This window comes from Acetobacter sp. ESL1128, from assembly GCF_058505085.1.
The window spans coordinates 138,903-154,756 of record NZ_CP196369.1; the positions used below are offsets into that span (position 1 = coordinate 138,903).

The window sequence follows — 15,854 nt, forward strand, 5'->3', positions numbered from 1 at the left end:
GTGTGCGCTCGTCATTTCAGGCAAGTTTATTAGCTAGGGGAATGGCCACACAGGCCACAAGAGCGCCACTCAGGACATCCATCAGGTAATGCCCACCTACGGGAATGGTGGATATGGCCATAATGCAGTTTACGGCAGCAAAAGGGTAAAAACTGCGTAAACCGCGGTTATAATAAGTAAAAATAATAGCAAGAACAATATGGTAAGATGGAAAACTATACAGGCCCTCCATGTGGTCGAGCGAGAATGTATGGGGTGCCACACTGTCTCTAAGTGCTAGAAAAGTATAAACATATTCACTTCCCGGCACACCTTTGCTGTAATATCCGAATGCATAAAATGGTCCGAGTGATGGAAAAACTATCACGATAAAACTGGAAATAAATATCGCGGCAATAGCAGACAATAGCATTCTTCTATTTCTTTTCTGGTCCCCATAAAAAGAAAATATAAGAATGTTGATAACAATCTGAACAAGAAGAGTGCCGTAAAACAGGGCAAGAAAATTATATAAAATGGAATGAGACCGTACGAAACTAAAACAGGCGGGCCAGTCAAATCCGGCAAGACGGTCTAGAGTGATGAGGGTTTTATCGATCGTTGGCCCCCCTACCGTGCAAGCAAGGTAGGTCTGGATGGATCCCAGTAAGGAAAAAAGAATCCACGCTTGAACGTAAAGAATAGCTTCTACAATAATTTTGCTAGGTCGCAGAAAGGAATAAAAAATTGCGATGGGAGCAGAAACAAGACAAATAAGAAAAGGTCTTGCAAAGCCGGTAAAATCAAGTCCGGCAAAGTGGCAGCCTGCAATATCTGTCAGCGCCATGACCAAAATAAGGAATGGAATAAGAAACATTCAGAATCTAAACTATGCCATTGTGTTATAGTCTAGCCTGAATGGCATAAAAAGGCCGGGGCCTACAGGTCGCAGGCCAGAAAAATCCAATCTATCAGGCCGACCTGCGGGCATACATTGTCGTTGCCGTCCAACACAGACAGGTTGAGCAAGGCCATACGTTTATGGTCTGCAGTAACGTTGCAGCAGAATAAATGTGATTTCAGGAAGGCTTTGGCGGAGGGGAAGGGATTCGAACCCTCGATACGACTTGACATCGTATAACGGTTTAGCAAACCGCCGCCTTCAGCCTCTCGGCCACCCCTCCGCCGAAGAGTGCAGACACGACGTTTGCATCGCTGCTTTTAGGGGGTTTGGCGCGTTCCGTCAAACCCCCTGATGCGTAATTTGGTGTTATTTTTTATCTGGTCGTTTTTACGCGTCCAGATGGGTCTTCAGGGCTTCGTTCACCATGGCCGGGTTGGCCTTGCCCTTGGTTTCCTTCATGACCTGCCCCACAAAAAAGCCGAACAGCTTGTCTTTGCCGGAGCGGTATTCGGCCAGTTTGTCGGGGTGTTTTTCCAGCACGGCGGTAATGGCCGCATCAATCGCACCCGTATCGGTAACCTGCCGCAGGCCCTTCTTTTCCACGATGGCATCGGGGCTTTCACCCGTTTCCACCATGTCTTCAAAGACCTCCTTGGCAATTTTGCCGTTAATGGTCTTGTCCGCAATCAGGTCCAGCATCTTGCCCAGTGCATCAGCACTGACCGGGCTGGTCTCAATTGTGTTGCTGGTGCGGTTGAGGGCGGCAAACAGGTCGCCCATAACCCACGTAGCTGCCAGCTTGCCGTCCCGTCCACGGGCTACGGCCTCGTAATAGTCGGCTACGGCCTGTTCGGCTATCAGCACCCCGGCATCGTAAAAGGCAATGCCGTATTCGGCCTGAAAGCGCGCGCGTTTGGCATCGGGCAGTTCGGGCAGTTTGGTGGCCAGTTCGTCCACCCATGCCTGTTCCAGCACCAGCGGCAGCAGGTCGGGGTCGGGGAAGTAGCGGTAGTCATGCGCATCTTCCTTGGAGCGCATGGTGCGGGTTTCGCCCCGGCCGGGGTCGAACAGGCGGGTTTCCTGGTCCACCTCGCCCCCGTTTTCCCAGATTTCCACCTGGCGGGCGGCTTCCACCTCAATGGCCTGCATGACAAAGCGGATGGAGTTGACGTTCTTGATCTCGCAGCGCGTGCGGAAGGGTTCCCCCGCCTTGCGGACCGATACGTTGACGTCAGCACGCATGGAGCCTTCTTCCATGTTGCCATCGCAGGTGCCGAGGTAACGCAGGATCTGGCGCAGCTTGCGCAGGTAGGCCCCGGCTTCTTCGGGCTCACGGATGTCAGGCTCGCTCACGATTTCCATCAGCGCCACGCCGGAGCGGTTAAGGTCCACAAAGGACTTTGTGGGGTCCTGATCATGCAGCAGCTTACCCGCATCCTGTTCAAGGTGCAGGCGGGTAATGCCGATTTCGCGCACATCCCCGTTTTGCAGTTCAATGCTGATGGTGCCCTTGCCCACAATGGGGTGCTCGAACTGGCTGATCTGGTAGCCCTGCGGCAGATCGGCGTAAAAGTAGTTCTTGCGGTCAAACCGGCTGAACAGGTTGATCTGCGCGTTAAGCCCCAGCCCTGTGCGAATGGCCTGCGCCACACATTCGTGGTTGATGACGGGCAGCATGCCGGGGAATGCGGCATCCACCAGACTGACCTGTGTGTTGGGGTCCCCCCCAAAGGTGGTGGATGCACCCGAGAACAGCTTGGAATGGCTGATAACCTGTGCGTGGACTTCCAGCCCGACCACAATTTCCCATGTGCCGGTGCGGCCTTCAATCGTGTAGCTCATGCGCCTGCTCCCGCATGGACGGATGGCGTGTGCGTAAAGCCTGCCGCCGCTTCCAGCGCGCCGCCAATGGACAGCACGGTTTCTTCATCAAAATGCTTGCCAATAACCTGTAGCCCCAGCGGCAGCCCGGCATCGTTCAGCCCTACGGGAACGGAAAGTGCGGGCACGCCGGCCATGCTGGCGGGCACGGTAAAGATGTCGTTGAGGTACATCTGCACCGGGTCGTCCATGTTTTCGCCCTGTGCAAAGGCGGCGGACGGGGCGGTGGGGGTCAGCAGCACGTCCACGTTTTCAAACGCGTTTTCAAAGTCACGCTTGATCAGGGTGCGGACCTTCTGCGCCTTCAGGTAATACGCATCGTAATACCCGGCGGACAGAACATACGTGCCCATCAGAATACGGTTGCGCACTTCCTGCCCAAAGCCTGCGGCACGGGTGGCTTCGTATACACCATCCAGCGAGGGGGCGTCCTTGCGCAGGCCAAAGCGGATGCCATCATACCGTGCAAGGTTGGAGGAGCATTCAGCCGGGGCAATAATGTAGTAGGTGGTCAGCCCGTAGCGCGTATGGGGGAGGGAGACATCCACCACTTCGCAGCCTGCGGCCTTCAGCCATGCAATGCCCTGTTCCCACATGGCCACAATTTCGGCTGGCAGGCCGGGTGCGCGGTATTCTGCGGGAATGCCCACGCGCAGGCCCTTAACGCTTTTGCCCACGGCTTTGTGGAATGCGGGCACGGGGCGGTTGGAGCTTGTGCTGTCCTTGGCGTCAAAACCTGCCATGGCTTCCAGCATCAGCCCGGCATCGGCCACGCTGCGGGTCATGGGGCCAGCCTGATCGAGCGAGCTGGCAAAGGCAATGGTGCCCCAGCGGCTGCACCGGCCGTAGGTGGGTTTAAGGCCAACAATACCGCAATAGGCTGCAGGCTGGCGGATGGAACCGCCTGTATCCGTGCCCGTTGCGGCCAGCGCCATGCCTGCGGCAACCGCAGCGGAGGAACCACCGGAGGAGCCACCGGGCACAAGGGCGGTGGCCTCGTCCCCTTTGCGCTTCCACGGGTTTGTGGCCGGGCCAAAGGCGGAATTGATGTTGGCCGAGCCCATGGCAAACTCGTCCAGATTGGTCTTGCCAAGGAACACCGCGCCTGCGTTCAGCAGATTGGCGGTGACCGTGCTCTCATAGGGGGGCACAAAGTCGGCCAGCATCTTGCTTGCAGCCGTAGTGCGCACGCCCTTGGTGCAGAACAGGTCTTTTACGCCAATGGGCAGGCCGTCCATAATACCGGCCGTGCCGGCTGCGTAGCGGGCATCTGCGGCGTCAGCACTGGCCAGTACGTCGGCTTCGGGCAGAACGGTAATGTAGGCGTTAAGGGCGGTGTTCAGGCGGCCAATGGCGTTCAGGTGAGCCTGTGCCAGCTCCCGCGCGGAAAACTTGCGGGCGGCAAGCCCGGCGCGGGCTTCGGTTAGGGTTAGACCGGTCAGCATTATTCCACCACCTTGGGTACGGTATAAAAGGGGCCAGATGTTTCGGGCGCGCAGGCCAGCAGGGCATCGCGGCAGTTGCCGTCGGTCACCTTGTCTTCACGCTGGCGCAGGGTTTCGGTTTCTGTTCCCACCATGGGCGGCACACCGGTAACATCCACTTCGGCAAGCTGGTCAATCCAGCCCAGAATGCCATTAAGCTTCTGGCGCGTGGCCTCCAGCTCGTTTTCCTCAAGCCCTATACGGGCCAGTTTTGCGATGCGTCGGGTGGTCGCAAGGTCTAGCGACATGAGAGTGGGCCCCTCTTTCTTCAGTCTGAATAGAGAATTGCACCTAGCATAATCACGCGGAAGGCAACATACCATGGGCATGACTCTTCTCACTCTTCCCCAATTAGCTGCCACCCTGCCCAGACATGCCCGCCTTCTGGGCGTAGACCCCGGGCGCAAACAGGTGGGGCTGGCGCTGTCCGATGTGTCCCGCATGGTGGCCTCCCCCTTCCAGACCGTAAAGCGCGGCAAGCTGGGGCAGATGGCTACCTTTATCCGTGCTGTTGCGCAGGAGCATGGGGTGGCGGGGCTGGTTGTGGGGGTGCCTCTCTCGCTCGACGGGTCGTTTGGTCCGGCGGCGCAGGCCAGCCGGGACTGGGCCATGGACCTGTCGGCCCAGACCGGCCTGCCCACCTGCCTGTGGGACGAGCGCCTGTCCTCCTCCGCGGTTAACCGGATGCTCATACAGGAGGCCGATCTGTCCCGCGCCAAGCGGGCGGAAGCGGTGGATAAACTGGCCGCCGCCTATATTTTGCAGGCAGCGCTGGACAGTATGCCCAGTGCCATCACGCCTTTCTGATTCCAGATTAGGGGCTTACATTTGCCACAAATGGCCCGCAAACCTAGGCATACAAGAGACGTTACAAGATATTTGAGAAGGAATACCCAATGACCAAGCAGTCGTTTGCTACCGCTTTAATGACCATGGTGGGTGCCGCCGTATTTGCTGTAAGCCTGCCCGCAGCCCCTGTGCATGCGGAAGATGGTGCTCTGACAAAAGCATGGAACTCCACCCGTCAGGGAACGGAAAAAGCGTGGGATAAAACCAAGTCCGGCACGACCGAGGCATGGGACAAGACAAAAGAAGGCACAACCGAAGCCTGGGACAAAACCAAGTCCGGGACCGAAAAAGCTTGGGACAAGACCAAAGCCGGTACGGACAAGGCATGGGATAAAACCAAATCTGGCACGGAAAAGGCTTGGGACAAGACCAAGTCCGGGACCGAAAAAGCGTGGGACAAAACCAAAACCGGCACCACCGATGCAGCGCATGACGTAGGCAAGTGGGGCGAACGCACGGGCCAGAAAATCGGCAACACCAGCACCGCCGTCGGGCACGATATCCGTAACGGCTTTACGGATGATGACAAAAAATAAGGCCGGATAACTCTGGCCTGTAAAAAACCCCGCCCTCCGGAATGGAAAGGGCGGGGTTTTTTTATGGGCTCTGCACGGCAGGCCAGAACTGCCCGCCCCGTATCAGGCGAAGGTGTCCAGTACGCTGGTGTCGTTCTGTGCGGAATCGGAGGCCGAACCGGAAGAACCACCCGTTGTGGTTTTGGAAAGGATGTCCCCGCTGGCATCCTTGACGATGGTTGTAATGGACCCATCGGCATTAAATGTCTGGCTTGTGGTGGTGGAAGAGGAAGAAGAGGAGGAGCTGCTGCCGCTCCCCGAAGCGGAAGAGCCAGAAGCCGTGCTGGAGGAGGAAGACGTGCCAAACAGGCTGCTCACAGCACTGCTGCCGCTCAGATTTGAAATGGAAGAAGACATAAGGGATGCCTCGCTTATCTGATGGTTTTAAAAACTCGGGGTATTGTCGATCCGGGGCGAAAGGGATGTCAATCTTTATCCGCTATGCCTGCCCTGCGGAGCATTAAGGGCGGTGTGCGGTCCGTGCGTTAACGGTCCGCGTTACGGACCCGCCAGAAGGTACGGTGCGCGGAGCGGAGCGTGCCCAGCCCTGTTTTTACGGCCTGCCAGTAGGCTGCAAACGCGGTCATGCGCGTGACCCCCATCGGTTTAAATTCTTTTTTAACCTAAGGGGGAATCATGGCCTGACTATGACCCCGGACTGACCTGTGCAGGCAACCGCCCGTGACCGGACATACAGAAAAGGCGACTCCCCCGCCCCCGTGGGGGAAGGAGAGCCGCCTTTTGCCGCAGGTTCAGCCCCGTAAGGGGAGCTGATCAGGCTTTGGCTTCTTCGATCAGGATCTGTTCAATAATGTCCAGCCCTTCATCAAGCAGCGTGTCAGATGCGGTCAGGGGGGTCAGAATGCGGATGGTCGCACCCTGCACGCCGCAAGCCAGCAGGATCAGCCCTTTTTCGCATGCCTTGGCGCAGAGCTTGGAGGCAAAGCCTGCCCGCTGTTCCACACCTGCGTGGCGTTCAAGAACGTCAAAGGCGATCATGGCGCCCAGACCACGCGGCATGCTGATGGGCAGCATGTCCGTGCGCTTGTGCCATGCGGTAATGCGTGCCTTCAGGCGTTCGCCCATGGCATTGGCGCGGTCGAGCAGTTTTTCTTCGTCAATCACGTCCAGTACGGCAAGGGCTGCGGCGCAGGCCAGTGGTGCGCCGGCATAAGTGCCGCCCAGCCCGCCGGGGGGCACGCTGTCCATCAGGTCCGCGCGGCCAATCACGCCAGAGAGCGGCATGCCGCCTGCAAGGGATTTGGCAACGGAGATCAGGTCCGGTTCCACGCCGGAGTGCTCAATGCCAAACAGCTTGCCGGTACGGCCAAAGCCGCTCTGCACTTCATCGGCAATCAGTTTAATGCCGTGCTGGTCGCACAGGGCGCGCAGGTGCTTGAGCAGCGCTGTGGGGGCCACACGGAACCCGCCTTCGCCCTGCACGGGTTCAATAATAATGGCGGCCACATTGCTCGGGGCAATATCGGCAGCAAACAGGAAGTGCAGCATTTTCAGGCTGTCTTCCACCGTAATGTCATGGTCGGGGAAGGGGACATGGTACACTTCGCCCGGCAGCGTGCCAAAAGGTGCCTTGTAGGGCAGTACCTTGCCGGTCATGGCCGAAGCCAGCAGCGTGCGGCCATGGAACCCGCCACAAAAGGCGATCACGCCATTACGGCCGGTAGCGGCACGGGCGATCTTGACCGCGTTTTCGGTTGCTTCCCCACCCGTGGTGAAGAAAATGGTCTTGGCCGGGCCGGAGAAGGGCGCGCGCGCGTTCAGCTTTTCGGCCAGTTCAATGTAGGATTCGTAAGCCGAAACCTGAAACGCCGTGTGTGTAAAGCGTTCGAGCTGCTTTGCCACCGCAGCCATCACCTTGGGGTGGCGGTGGCCCACGTTCAGCACGGCAATACCGCCTGCAAAGTCAACGTAGCGGCGGCCTTCCACATCCCACAGCTCCGCGTTTTCGGCCCGGTCGGCAAAAACGGGGGTGGAGGTGGAAACCCCGCGCGGCACGGCGTTGTTACGGCGGGCCAGCAGGTCTTTGTTGGTGGTGCTCATGTCAGGTTTGGCTCCGGTTGGCGGTCATATGGTCCGGCCCGTGTTTGGGGCGGGACAAACATGTTCGTTCCGTAAGTGGTTTTATTGCACGCGGGGAGGCGCTTTTTTGGTGCGTGGGTGGTGATGAAAAATCAACACCCGATCCTTCGGCGCCAGACCCGTTCTTCTGGCAGTTTATGCCGGAGGGGGCAGGGGGGTGTCCGCCTCCTGCGCAACCTGTTCCATCAGCCATGTGCGGAAGGTGCGCAGGGAGGGTTTTTCCCACATCTGTTCGGAGGCGCGCAGCACGTAGGCCCCCAGCGGTGTGGCCTTGAGCGGGGTTTGTGTGGGCTGCACGCGCACCAGCCGCCCGCTAAGCAGGTCATCACCAAGCAAAAATGGGTTGCCAAGGGCTATACCCTCCCCCGCGCGGGCGGCGGCCAACGTAATATGGGCCTGCCATAACCTGCCTGCGGTGGGAATGGTGGCGGCCTGAACCCCTTGTGCTGCAAACCAGCGCCGCCATTCCGTATCGTCCTCCTCATGCAGCAGGGGGGCGTCCAGCAGGTCTTCGGTTGTGTGGGGCTGGCCGCCAAGGGCCTGAATGCACTGGGGAGATGCGACGGGAAAAACCGGCGGGCGGGCAATGGCCATATGCCGGATGGTGCGTGGTTCTGGCGTTGTGCTGCCATCGCGCACATAGCCGATCTGGGCATGGTTGGTGGATTCCACACCGCTGATGTGGAAGGCTGCACTGGCATCCACCGAGCGGAGCTGCACCTCCATATGCGGGTGCAGTTTGCGAAAGGCGTAAAGCCGGGGCAGCAGCCAGTGGTAGGCAAACCCGTGCACGCAGGTCACGGTCAGGGGGGCTACGCGGTTGCGCATATCTGCCGTGGCCGTGGCCAAACCGTCCAGCAGGGGGGCTATGCGGTCGTAATAGGTCTGGCCTGCCTGGGTGAGCCCGCCAGTGGTCTTGTCGCGCAAGGTGATGCCCAGGGAGAGTTCAAGGTCGCGGATATGGCGGCTGATGGCGGCGTGGTCTACGCGCAGCTCCGTGGCCGCCCGCCGGATGCCACCCGTGCGGGCGAAGGCGACAAAGGCGTTCAGGGCGGACAGGGGGGGAATACGGTAGCGTGGGTCCATGGGTCTGGTGTGCTGGGTCATGTCCGGGGTGGCTGGCCCGCCATTGGAGGGTAAATGGCCCAAAAAGCAAGCACCCGCCCCATGTTTGCCTCTGGCCATGTTGGGGCGGTATGGGGCGCGGGTGGGGTTTTTGCGTTGCAAATCGGTTAAAATATAGGCTATTGCGCAGTTCATTATAGCCAACGGTCCCGCGCAAGCGGAATAAAAGGGAATGCCGTATTCTCCCCCGTGGGAGATCAGTCGGCGACTGCCCCCGCAACTGTAGGCGGAGAGTATCTGGCCCGAGCGGTGTTGTGCATCGCTGCCACTGGTTGCCCCGCAACCGGGAAGGTTGGGCCTGATGCGTTGATCCGCAAGTCAGGAGACCTGCCGTTGCCGCTCATGCCTTGATCGCCGGACGGGGGTGCCGGAGATGGATGCTCGACCATGCTACTTTATCCCTGACGGCCCTTTTTCCCATACGCGCATTTCATTCAACAGCACGCCCCGCTCCGGGGTGGGGAAAACAGGCTTGATTCCATGATTTTTTTACAAAAAACAGCCCGTATGCGCTGGCGTCTGGCGCTTTTGTGCCAATCCGTAGGTGTTGCTGGTGTGCTTTTGCCCGCAGCCGCATTTGCGCAGAATGCGGAGACGCAGCTGGAGCAGGACCGCCGGCGTCTGGGCAATTCCGGCCCTCTGGTGTCCGAGGTTGACCCTGCCACGGTGCGTGACAGCATGCGCGCGGCAGAAGCGGCTGCCTCCAAGAATGATGAAGACCACCCCGACCTGAGCGACCACCTGCTGGGCAATATGTGGGGCGCACGTGACTGGATGGCCCGCCACGGCATTACGCTCGATATTCAGGAAGTGGATGAACTGTGGGGCAATACCTCAGGCGGCACCGCATCAGCAGCCGATGGGGCAAATGGCTCGGGCACCGGCCCGGCCTATGACGGCATGACCATGCCAACCCTGACCGTGGACCTGGAAAAACTCATCGGCCTCAAGGGCGGTATTTTCAATATCAGCGCACTCCAGCTGCGCGGACGCTCGATCTCGCAGGATCATCTGGGCGTGTTCAACCCCGCATCCGGGTTTGAGGCAGACCGCTCCACCCGCCTGTTCGAGCTGTGGTACCAGCAGTCCTTCCTTGGCGGCAAGCTCGACGTCAAGATCGGGCAGCAGGATCTGGATACCGAATTCCTGATCAGTGATTACGGCAGCCTTTACCTCAACTCCAACTTCGGCTGGCCCATGGCGCCATCGGTCAACCTGTATGGGGGTGGGCCGTCCTGGCCGCTGGCATCCCCCGCCATCCGCATCCGCTACCGGCCCACGGACCAGTTTACCGTCATGTTTGCCGCAGCGGATGATAACCCGCCGGGCAACCGCTACAACTCTACCGCCATCCAGCAGGCCACAGGCTCGGATGCAGGGCAGACCAACGACCCGACCAGCCAGAATGCCAACAACAATGCCTCGGGCACCCAGTTCAACATGGGCACGGGGGCGCTGCTCATGACCGAGCTGCAATATGCCATCAACCCCCAGCCTGATGACATGTCCAAGGTCACCAAGGACCCCGGCCTGCCCGGTATTTACAAGCTGGGTGGTTTTTACGACACCGCCAAGTTTGCAGACTACCGCTACAACAAGAACGGGGGTTCGCTGGGAACAGCGGTGCTGAACGGCAGCACCAACCAGCGTGACCTGACCCCGCGCTGGGACCGTGGCAACTGGATGGTTTACGGCATTATCGACCAGATGATCTGGCGTCCCTCGCTCCAGTCTCCCCAGTCTGTGGGTGTGTTTGCCCGTGCCACGGGCAATGGTGGTGACCGCAACCTGATCAGCTTTGCCGTGGATGCGGGGATCAACCTCAAGGCCCCCTTCAAGGGGCGTGACAACGATACGGTGGGCGTAGGCTGGGGTATTGGCCGTGCCTCTTACGGGCAGCGCCAGTTTGACCGGGACTCCGGCACACACCGGCAGGGGAATGAAAACCATCTGGAAGTCACCTATCAGGCGCAGGTCATGCCCTGGTGGGTCATGCAGCCGGACTTCCAGTATGTCTGGAACCCTTCGGGCGGGATCCCTCTCTCATGGGGGGATTCACCCAAACGGATCGGGAACGAGGCCATCTTCGGCCTCCACTCCAGTATTACTTTCTAATGACCCAGCAGGCAGGGGGGAATGACGCAGGAGGATGGCGGACCGTCGGTTAAAACTCTTGCCGTGTGATGCCATAATTCTATGATGCACCCACGACAACCATGAGAGTACGCAGTTTTTTCTGACCGACCCGCACACGTTTTGCGTTGTGTCACCTTGCCAAGAAAGAAAAGGATAACACCATGAACACATCCGTTCATACAAATGCCCCCGCACTGGTGGCCGATGCGGGCATCCCCCTGCGTGAGATTCTGCCCTGGGGCGTGTTCGGCCTGATCATGGCAGCACTGCTGATTTACTTTGTGGGTGCGGAACAGGGTGCCACTTCCCTTATTTCTGGCCATTCCGTGCATGAATTCGTGCATGACGGCCGCCACCTTCTTGGCTTCCCCTGCCATTAAATAACTAGGCGTCAGGAAAGAACTCATCTCATGGTTGGTCGTCTTCTCGCCCGCGGCATGGTCGCGGGTATTGTGGCTGCGTTGTTGACCTTTGTGTTTGCCAAACTGTTTGGCGAGCCACAGGTGGCTCTGGCCATTGCCTTTGAATCCGCACAGGACGCCGCGGCAGGTATCGCGCCCGAGCCCGAACTGGTCAGCCGTTCGGTGCAGGCATCCTATGGCCTGCTGACCGCAGTGCTCATGTATGGTGCGGCCTATGGTGGCGCGTTCGCCATTGTGTTTGCTCTGGCTTACAAACGCCTGAACCTGTCCAGCCCGCGCGTACTGGCGCTGCTGCTTGCGGGTATTGGCTTTTTAACCTTTGTCCTTATCCCCGATCTTAAATATCCGCCCAACCCACCCGCTGTGGGGCTGGAGGAAACCATTGGCCTGCGTACAGCCATGTATTTTGCCATGGTGGGGATTGCCATTGCCATTTCCATGATCTCGCTGCTGGTCGGTCGGGCGCTGGTGGCATCTCTGGGACGCTGGAACGCGGCCTTGTGCGGCATTGCCTTGGGTCTGGCCCTTGTGGTGCTGGCGCAGTTCGGTCTGCCAGACATTAACGAAGTTCCGGGTAATTTCCCCGCCATTGTGCTCTGGCGCTTCCGCGAGGCAGCCATTGGCATGCAGCTTGTCATGTGGTCCTCTCTGGGGCTGGTTTTTGGCGCACTGGCCGAAAAACTGTTGCAGTCCCCGCGTGCACAGGCGCGCTAACGCTAGAACAGCCTTTATGCCGGTATAAAAAAAGGGCCACGCAACTGCGTGGCCCTTTTTTGTTGGAGCGTATGGCCTTGCCAGAACAAGGCCATACGTCCTGGGGATTAGAAAGTAATACTGGAGTGGAGGCCGAAGATGGCCTCGTTCCCGATCCGTTTGGGTGAATCCCCCCATGAGAGAGGGATCCCGCCCGAAGGGTTCCAGACATACTGGAAGTCCGGCTGCATGACCCACCAGGGCATGACCTGCGCCTGATAGGTCACTTCCAGATGGTTTTCGTTCCCCTGCCGGTGTGTGCCGGAGTCCCGGTCAAACTGGCGCTGCCCGTAAGAGGCACGGCCAATGCCCCAGCCCACGCCCACCGTATCATTGTCACGCCCCTTGAAGGGGGCCTTGAGGTTGATCCCCGCATCCACGGCAAAGCTGATCAGGTTGCGGTCACCACCATTGCCCGTGGCACGGGCAAACACACCCACAGACTGGGGAGACTGGAGCGAGGGACGCCAGATCATCTGGTCGATAATGCCGTAAACCATCCAGTTGCCACGGTCCCAGCGCGGGGTCAGGTCACGCTGGTTGGTGCTGCCGTTCAGCACCGCTGTTCCCAGCGAGCCCCCGTTCTTGTTGTAGCGGTAGTCTGCAAACTTGGCGGTGTCGTAAAAACCACCCAGCTTGTAAATACCGGGCAGGCCGGGGTCCTTGGTGACCTTGGACATGTCATCAGGCTGGGGGTTGATGGCATATTGCAGCTCGGTCATGAGCAGCGCCCCCGTGCCCATGTTGAACTGGGTGCCCGAGGCATTGTTGTTGGCATTCTGGCTGGTCGGGTCGTTGGTCTGCCCTGCATCCGAGCCTGTGGCCTGCTGGATGGCGGTAGAGTTGTAGCGGTTGCCCGGCGGGTTATCATCCGCTGCGGCAAACATGACGGTAAACTGGTCCGTGGGCCGGTAGCGGATGCGGATGGCGGGGGATGCCAGCGGCCAGGACGGCCCACCCCCATACAGGTTGACCGATGGCGCCATGGGCCAGCCGAAGTTGGAGTTGAGGTAAAGGCTGCCGTAATCACTGATCAGGAATTCGGTATCCAGATCCTGCTGCCCGATCTTGACGTCGAGCTTGCCGCCAAGGAAGGACTGCTGGTACCACAGCTCGAACAGGCGGGTTGAGCGGTCTGCCTCAAACCCGGATGCGGGGTTGAACACGCCCAGATGATCCTGCGAGATCGAGCGTCCGCGCAGCTGGAGTGCGCTGATATTGAAAATACCGCCCTTGAGGCCGATGAGTTTTTCCAGGTCCACGGTCAGGGTTGGCATGGTCATGCCGTCATAGGCCGGGCCGGTGCCCGAGCCATTTGCCCCATCGGCTGCCGATGCGGTGCCGCCTGAGGTATTGCCCCACAGTTCATCCACTTCCTGGATGTCGAGCGTAATGCCGTGGCGGGCCATCCAGTCACGTGCGCCCCACATATTGCCCAGCAGGTGGTCGCTCAGGTCGGGGTGGTCTTCATCATTCCTGGAGGCAGCCGCTTCTGCCGCGCGCATGCTGTCACGCACCGTGGCAGGGTCAACCTCGGACACCAGAGGGCCGGAATTGCCCAGACGCCGGCGGTCCTGCTCCAGCTGCGTCTCCGCATTCTGCGCAAATGCGGCCGTGCTGGAGAGTAGGGATAAAGCAAGTGATACAAAAACAGTTTTTGAAAATGCTCTGCTTTTGTGCCCGCTACCCGGTGGGGTGCGGCGCGGCGCCAGACAGGAGGTTGACATTGGGTTGCATCCTATATGCGAATAATTATCAAAAACACTAATATGGGAATGGGGGATAAGTTAAATATGTTTTAATTGCAACCCTGCAATACAAAAAAAGGGCAGGGATTTGGCACAATCCCTGCCCTTTTCACCAGAAATCAGAAAAGATTACTTCTGGGGGTAGTTAAACGTAAAGGTTTCGGTAAACGGTGCCCAAAAGCCCGGTGTACCGGTTTCCTTGTCTGTGTGGTGCAGGAAGCCGTTGGTTTCGGGCGAGCTGTAGCGGAACACAACCGTATAGGTGCCTGGGCCATCCATTTTGACATTGTTGGCGTAGTGCGCACCATCTTTTGCAGTCATGGCGTGCAGAATGCCTTCATTTTTCCAGTTGGACCCTTTTTTGGTCAGCGTGTAGTCCACGCCAATGTAGGGGATCCATGCACCATCGGCAAAACCCCAGGGGTTATCAGCAGTTGCATGCACGTCGGTTTCCAGATGGATGGTGTCTGCACCCATGGCCATGTCTTTGGGCATGGGGGCCATTTCCACACCAATCAGGTAGTTGGCGGCAATTTCCATATCATGGGCCTGCACGGGGCCACCAACGGGGTATTCACGCGCCATGGCCGGTGCGGCATAGGCGGCGGAAATGGCGGTCAGAACGGAAAAAGCTTTGATACAACGCTTCATTTCAGGTCTCTATGATCAGAAGTGCCTCAAGGCACAGGGTTGAAAAAGTGGGGTTTTATGGTGAGGGGGAGGGGTGTGGGCGGGTGCGCACAAAGCGTTCTGTTACCAGCAGGCATACAAGGGTCAGACCCCAGACCAGAATCTGGATCCCTGTTGGCCTGTCGGTGTAACCGGCAAGGGCTTTGGCCGTGCGGCCAGCAAGGCTGCCATCGGACAACAGCCAGGATGTATCCCAGATGTCGTAACCCAGTGCCGGAATCAGGTCATCCGATGCGAGCAGGGCCGCGGCCTGAGAGGCCATGCCAGCCGCCAGAAGGGAGACCAGAATATTGGTAACGGCAAAAAGATGCCGCAAGGGAATAATGATCAGCCCGCGATACAGGGCGTAAGACAGGGCAGCACCACCCAGAACGCCCAGCAGGCCACCGCTGAGCAGGGAAAACGCGCCAACATGGGTGGATACGGCAATACCGTACAGGAACAGGACAACTTCCATCCCCTCGCGCAGCACGGCTACGGCGACCACGGTTGCCATGGCTCCAAGGGAACGGCTGCCGGAGGAGACGGCAGCACCCATCTGCTGCATTTGCTGTGCGAGCTCGCGCCCGTGCTTGGCCATCCAGATGACATGCCAGGAGAGCATGAGCACGGCCAGGCACAGAATGGCGGCGGAAAAAATGTCCTGCCCGTTGCCTGAAAATGCGGTGGAGAGCGCACCGGCAAAGGCTGCGGCAATGGCGGCGCCGGCTACACCTGCGGCTACACCGCCAGCCACCCACCAGCCGCGCCCGGCAATGCCCCGCGTAGCTGCAAGAACAATGCCAACAACCAGACCGGCTTCTATAACTTCACGGAAAACAATGATCAGACTGCCAAGCATGGTTTACGGCTTTGCTTCTGCTGTGACTGTTCCCTTGGCCTGATCGGGGTGATAGTCATCAAAAAAAGTATATTGTCCGGGGTGCAGGGGGCCTGCATGGACACGAATTTTTGAGCCGGGGACAATAATTTTTTCAAATTTCATGTCATAGCTCTCAAGCTCGTCTGTCGTGCTGTCCTGGTTTTCCAGTTCAATGATAAACCGTTCACCAGCAGGCACGCTCAGATGATCAGGTTCAAAATGATGATCTTTGAGTGTAAGGTGGAAAACGGTTTGCGCCTGAGCCTGTACGGGAGGAAAAAGATACATCCCGGTTAAAAGGGGGAGGGCCGCAAAAAGCCGTTTCATTTTCTGATTCTCCGCTTGT

16 protein-coding genes, 1 tRNA gene and 1 riboswitch are annotated in these 15,854 nt (G+C 58.6%); of the genes, 5 read left to right on the forward strand and 12 right to left on the reverse strand.

Translation table 11 applies throughout. The features are described from left to right. Positions 1-16: 16 nt before the first annotated feature. The 5 genes from ACSYTG_RS00660 to gatC form a co-directional block, all read right to left on the reverse strand. Positions 17-826: a phosphatase PAP2 family protein gene (locus tag ACSYTG_RS00660; RefSeq protein WP_158093062.1), complete on the reverse strand. Its 810-nt coding sequence runs from the start codon at positions 824-826 to the stop codon at positions 17-19. A gap of 244 nt (positions 827-1,070) precedes the next feature. After that, positions 1,071-1,163: transfer RNA gene (locus ACSYTG_RS00665), tRNA-Ser, on the reverse strand. 107 nt (positions 1,164-1,270) lie between these two features. Further along, positions 1,271-2,725 (reverse strand): Asp-tRNA(Asn)/Glu-tRNA(Gln) amidotransferase subunit GatB, encoded by a 1,455-nt coding sequence (gatB, locus tag ACSYTG_RS00670; protein WP_095350457.1) that lies wholly within the window; start codon positions 2,723-2,725, stop codon positions 1,271-1,273. Next, entirely contained in the window at positions 2,722-4,209 is a 1,488-nt protein-coding gene (gene gatA / locus ACSYTG_RS00675; RefSeq protein ID WP_489784138.1) for an Asp-tRNA(Asn)/Glu-tRNA(Gln) amidotransferase subunit GatA, read from the reverse strand. Before gatA ends, gatB begins: the two co-directional genes overlap by 4 nt. Next, entirely contained in the window at positions 4,209-4,496 is a 288-nt protein-coding gene (gene gatC / locus ACSYTG_RS00680) for an Asp-tRNA(Asn)/Glu-tRNA(Gln) amidotransferase subunit GatC (RefSeq protein WP_025828657.1), read from the reverse strand. The genes gatA and gatC overlap by 1 nt, the downstream gene beginning before the upstream one ends. Before the next feature lie 79 nt (positions 4,497-4,575). On the opposite strand from gatC, the gene ruvX reads away from it, so the two are divergent. Beyond that, positions 4,576-5,055, forward strand: coding sequence for a Holliday junction resolvase RuvX (ruvX, locus tag ACSYTG_RS00685; RefSeq protein WP_489784151.1), 480 nt, complete (start codon positions 4,576-4,578; stop codon positions 5,053-5,055). An 89-nt stretch (positions 5,056-5,144) separates the two neighbouring features. Next, entirely contained in the window at positions 5,145-5,633 is a 489-nt protein-coding gene (locus ACSYTG_RS00690; RefSeq protein WP_415425200.1) for an endoglucanase, read from the forward strand. Positions 5,634-5,735: 102 nt separating this feature from the next. Here ACSYTG_RS00690 and ACSYTG_RS00695 read toward each other — a convergent pair whose 3' ends face one another. The 3 genes from ACSYTG_RS00695 to ACSYTG_RS00705 form a co-directional block, all read right to left on the reverse strand. Next, positions 5,736-6,029 (reverse strand): hypothetical protein, encoded by a 294-nt coding sequence (locus tag ACSYTG_RS00695; RefSeq protein WP_489784137.1) that lies wholly within the window; start codon positions 6,027-6,029, stop codon positions 5,736-5,738. Positions 6,030-6,446: 417 nt separating this feature from the next. Beyond that, positions 6,447-7,733: a 4-aminobutyrate--2-oxoglutarate transaminase gene (gene gabT, locus ACSYTG_RS00700; protein ID WP_489784136.1), complete on the reverse strand. Its 1,287-nt coding sequence runs from the start codon at positions 7,731-7,733 to the stop codon at positions 6,447-6,449. A 174-nt stretch (positions 7,734-7,907) separates the two neighbouring features. After that, positions 7,908-8,858 carry a LysR substrate-binding domain-containing protein gene (locus ACSYTG_RS00705; protein ID WP_086647106.1) on the reverse strand — a complete coding sequence of 317 codons (951 nt, stop codon included), beginning with the start codon at positions 8,856-8,858 and terminating at the stop codon, positions 7,908-7,910. Between the two features lie 166 nt (positions 8,859-9,024). Beyond that, a riboswitch (cobalamin riboswitch) is annotated at positions 9,025-9,246 on the forward strand. A gap of 158 nt (positions 9,247-9,404) precedes the next feature. On the opposite strand from ACSYTG_RS00705, the gene ACSYTG_RS00710 reads away from it, so the two are divergent. The 3 genes from ACSYTG_RS00710 (at position 9,405) to ACSYTG_RS00720 (ending at position 12,169) form a co-directional block, all read left to right on the forward strand. Then, entirely contained in the window at positions 9,405-11,012 is a 1,608-nt protein-coding gene (locus ACSYTG_RS00710; protein ID WP_415421082.1) for a carbohydrate porin, read from the forward strand. Positions 11,013-11,194: 182 nt separating this feature from the next. Then, complete coding sequence (locus ACSYTG_RS00715; protein WP_095350652.1) at positions 11,195-11,413, forward strand: CbtB domain-containing protein; 219 nt, start codon at positions 11,195-11,197, stop codon at positions 11,411-11,413. 30 nt (positions 11,414-11,443) lie between these two features. Next, the gene (locus ACSYTG_RS00720; protein ID WP_489784248.1) at positions 11,444-12,169 is read left to right on the forward strand and encodes a CbtA family protein; all 726 of its coding nucleotides are present in this window, start codon (positions 11,444-11,446) and stop codon (positions 12,167-12,169) included. Between the two features lie 107 nt (positions 12,170-12,276). Here ACSYTG_RS00720 and ACSYTG_RS00725 read toward each other — a convergent pair whose 3' ends face one another. From ACSYTG_RS00725 to ACSYTG_RS00740, 4 genes are all read right to left on the reverse strand, one after another. After that, entirely contained in the window at positions 12,277-13,935 is a 1,659-nt protein-coding gene (locus ACSYTG_RS00725) for a carbohydrate porin (protein WP_489783527.1), read from the reverse strand. A 150-nt stretch (positions 13,936-14,085) separates the two neighbouring features. Then, positions 14,086-14,607 (reverse strand): iron transporter, encoded by a 522-nt coding sequence (locus tag ACSYTG_RS00730; protein ID WP_086646170.1) that lies wholly within the window; start codon positions 14,605-14,607, stop codon positions 14,086-14,088. Positions 14,608-14,662: 55 nt separating this feature from the next. Continuing rightward, complete coding sequence (locus tag ACSYTG_RS00735) at positions 14,663-15,487, reverse strand: FTR1 family iron permease (protein WP_086646169.1); 825 nt, start codon at positions 15,485-15,487, stop codon at positions 14,663-14,665. A 3-nt stretch (positions 15,488-15,490) separates the two neighbouring features. Next, on the reverse strand, positions 15,491-15,835 hold the full coding sequence (locus ACSYTG_RS00740; protein WP_086646168.1) for a cupredoxin domain-containing protein: 345 nt from the start codon (positions 15,833-15,835) through the stop codon (positions 15,491-15,493). Positions 15,836-15,854: the final 19 nt, after the last annotated feature.

Excerpts from the sequence above, each read along its gene's own strand:
- ACSYTG_RS00695 (WP_489784137.1), bottom strand. The coding sequence starts at position 6,029 with ATGTCTTCTTCCATTTCAAATCTGAGCGGCAGCAGTGCTGTGAGCAGC.
- ACSYTG_RS00740 (WP_086646168.1), bottom strand. The coding sequence starts at position 15,835 with ATGAAACGGCTTTTTGCGGCCCTCCCCCTTTTAACCGGGATGTATCTT.
- gatB (WP_095350457.1), bottom strand. The coding sequence starts at position 2,725 with ATGAGCTACACGATTGAAGGCCGCACCGGCACATGGGAAATTGTGGTC.
- ACSYTG_RS00690 (WP_415425200.1), top strand. The coding sequence starts at position 5,145 with ATGACCAAGCAGTCGTTTGCTACCGCTTTAATGACCATGGTGGGTGCC.
- ruvX (WP_489784151.1), top strand. The coding sequence starts at position 4,576 with ATGACTCTTCTCACTCTTCCCCAATTAGCTGCCACCCTGCCCAGACAT.
- ACSYTG_RS00715 (WP_095350652.1), top strand. The coding sequence starts at position 11,195 with ATGAACACATCCGTTCATACAAATGCCCCCGCACTGGTGGCCGATGCG.
- ACSYTG_RS00725 (WP_489783527.1), bottom strand. The coding sequence starts at position 13,935 with ATGTCAACCTCCTGTCTGGCGCCGCGCCGCACCCCACCGGGTAGCGGG.
- ACSYTG_RS00730 (WP_086646170.1), bottom strand. The coding sequence starts at position 14,607 with ATGAAGCGTTGTATCAAAGCTTTTTCCGTTCTGACCGCCATTTCCGCC.
- gatC (WP_025828657.1), bottom strand. The coding sequence starts at position 4,496 with ATGTCGCTAGACCTTGCGACCACCCGACGCATCGCAAAACTGGCCCGT.
- ACSYTG_RS00705 (WP_086647106.1), bottom strand. The coding sequence starts at position 8,858 with ATGGACCCACGCTACCGTATTCCCCCCCTGTCCGCCCTGAACGCCTTT.
- ACSYTG_RS00710 (WP_415421082.1), top strand. The coding sequence starts at position 9,405 with ATGCGCTGGCGTCTGGCGCTTTTGTGCCAATCCGTAGGTGTTGCTGGT.
- ACSYTG_RS00660 (WP_158093062.1), bottom strand. The coding sequence starts at position 826 with ATGGCGCTGACAGATATTGCAGGCTGCCACTTTGCCGGACTTGATTTT.
- ACSYTG_RS00720 (WP_489784248.1), top strand. The coding sequence starts at position 11,444 with ATGGTTGGTCGTCTTCTCGCCCGCGGCATGGTCGCGGGTATTGTGGCT.
- gatA (WP_489784138.1), bottom strand. The coding sequence starts at position 4,209 with ATGCTGACCGGTCTAACCCTAACCGAAGCCCGCGCCGGGCTTGCCGCC.
- ACSYTG_RS00735 (WP_086646169.1), bottom strand. The coding sequence starts at position 15,487 with ATGCTTGGCAGTCTGATCATTGTTTTCCGTGAAGTTATAGAAGCCGGT.
- gabT (WP_489784136.1), bottom strand. The coding sequence starts at position 7,733 with ATGAGCACCACCAACAAAGACCTGCTGGCCCGCCGTAACAACGCCGTG.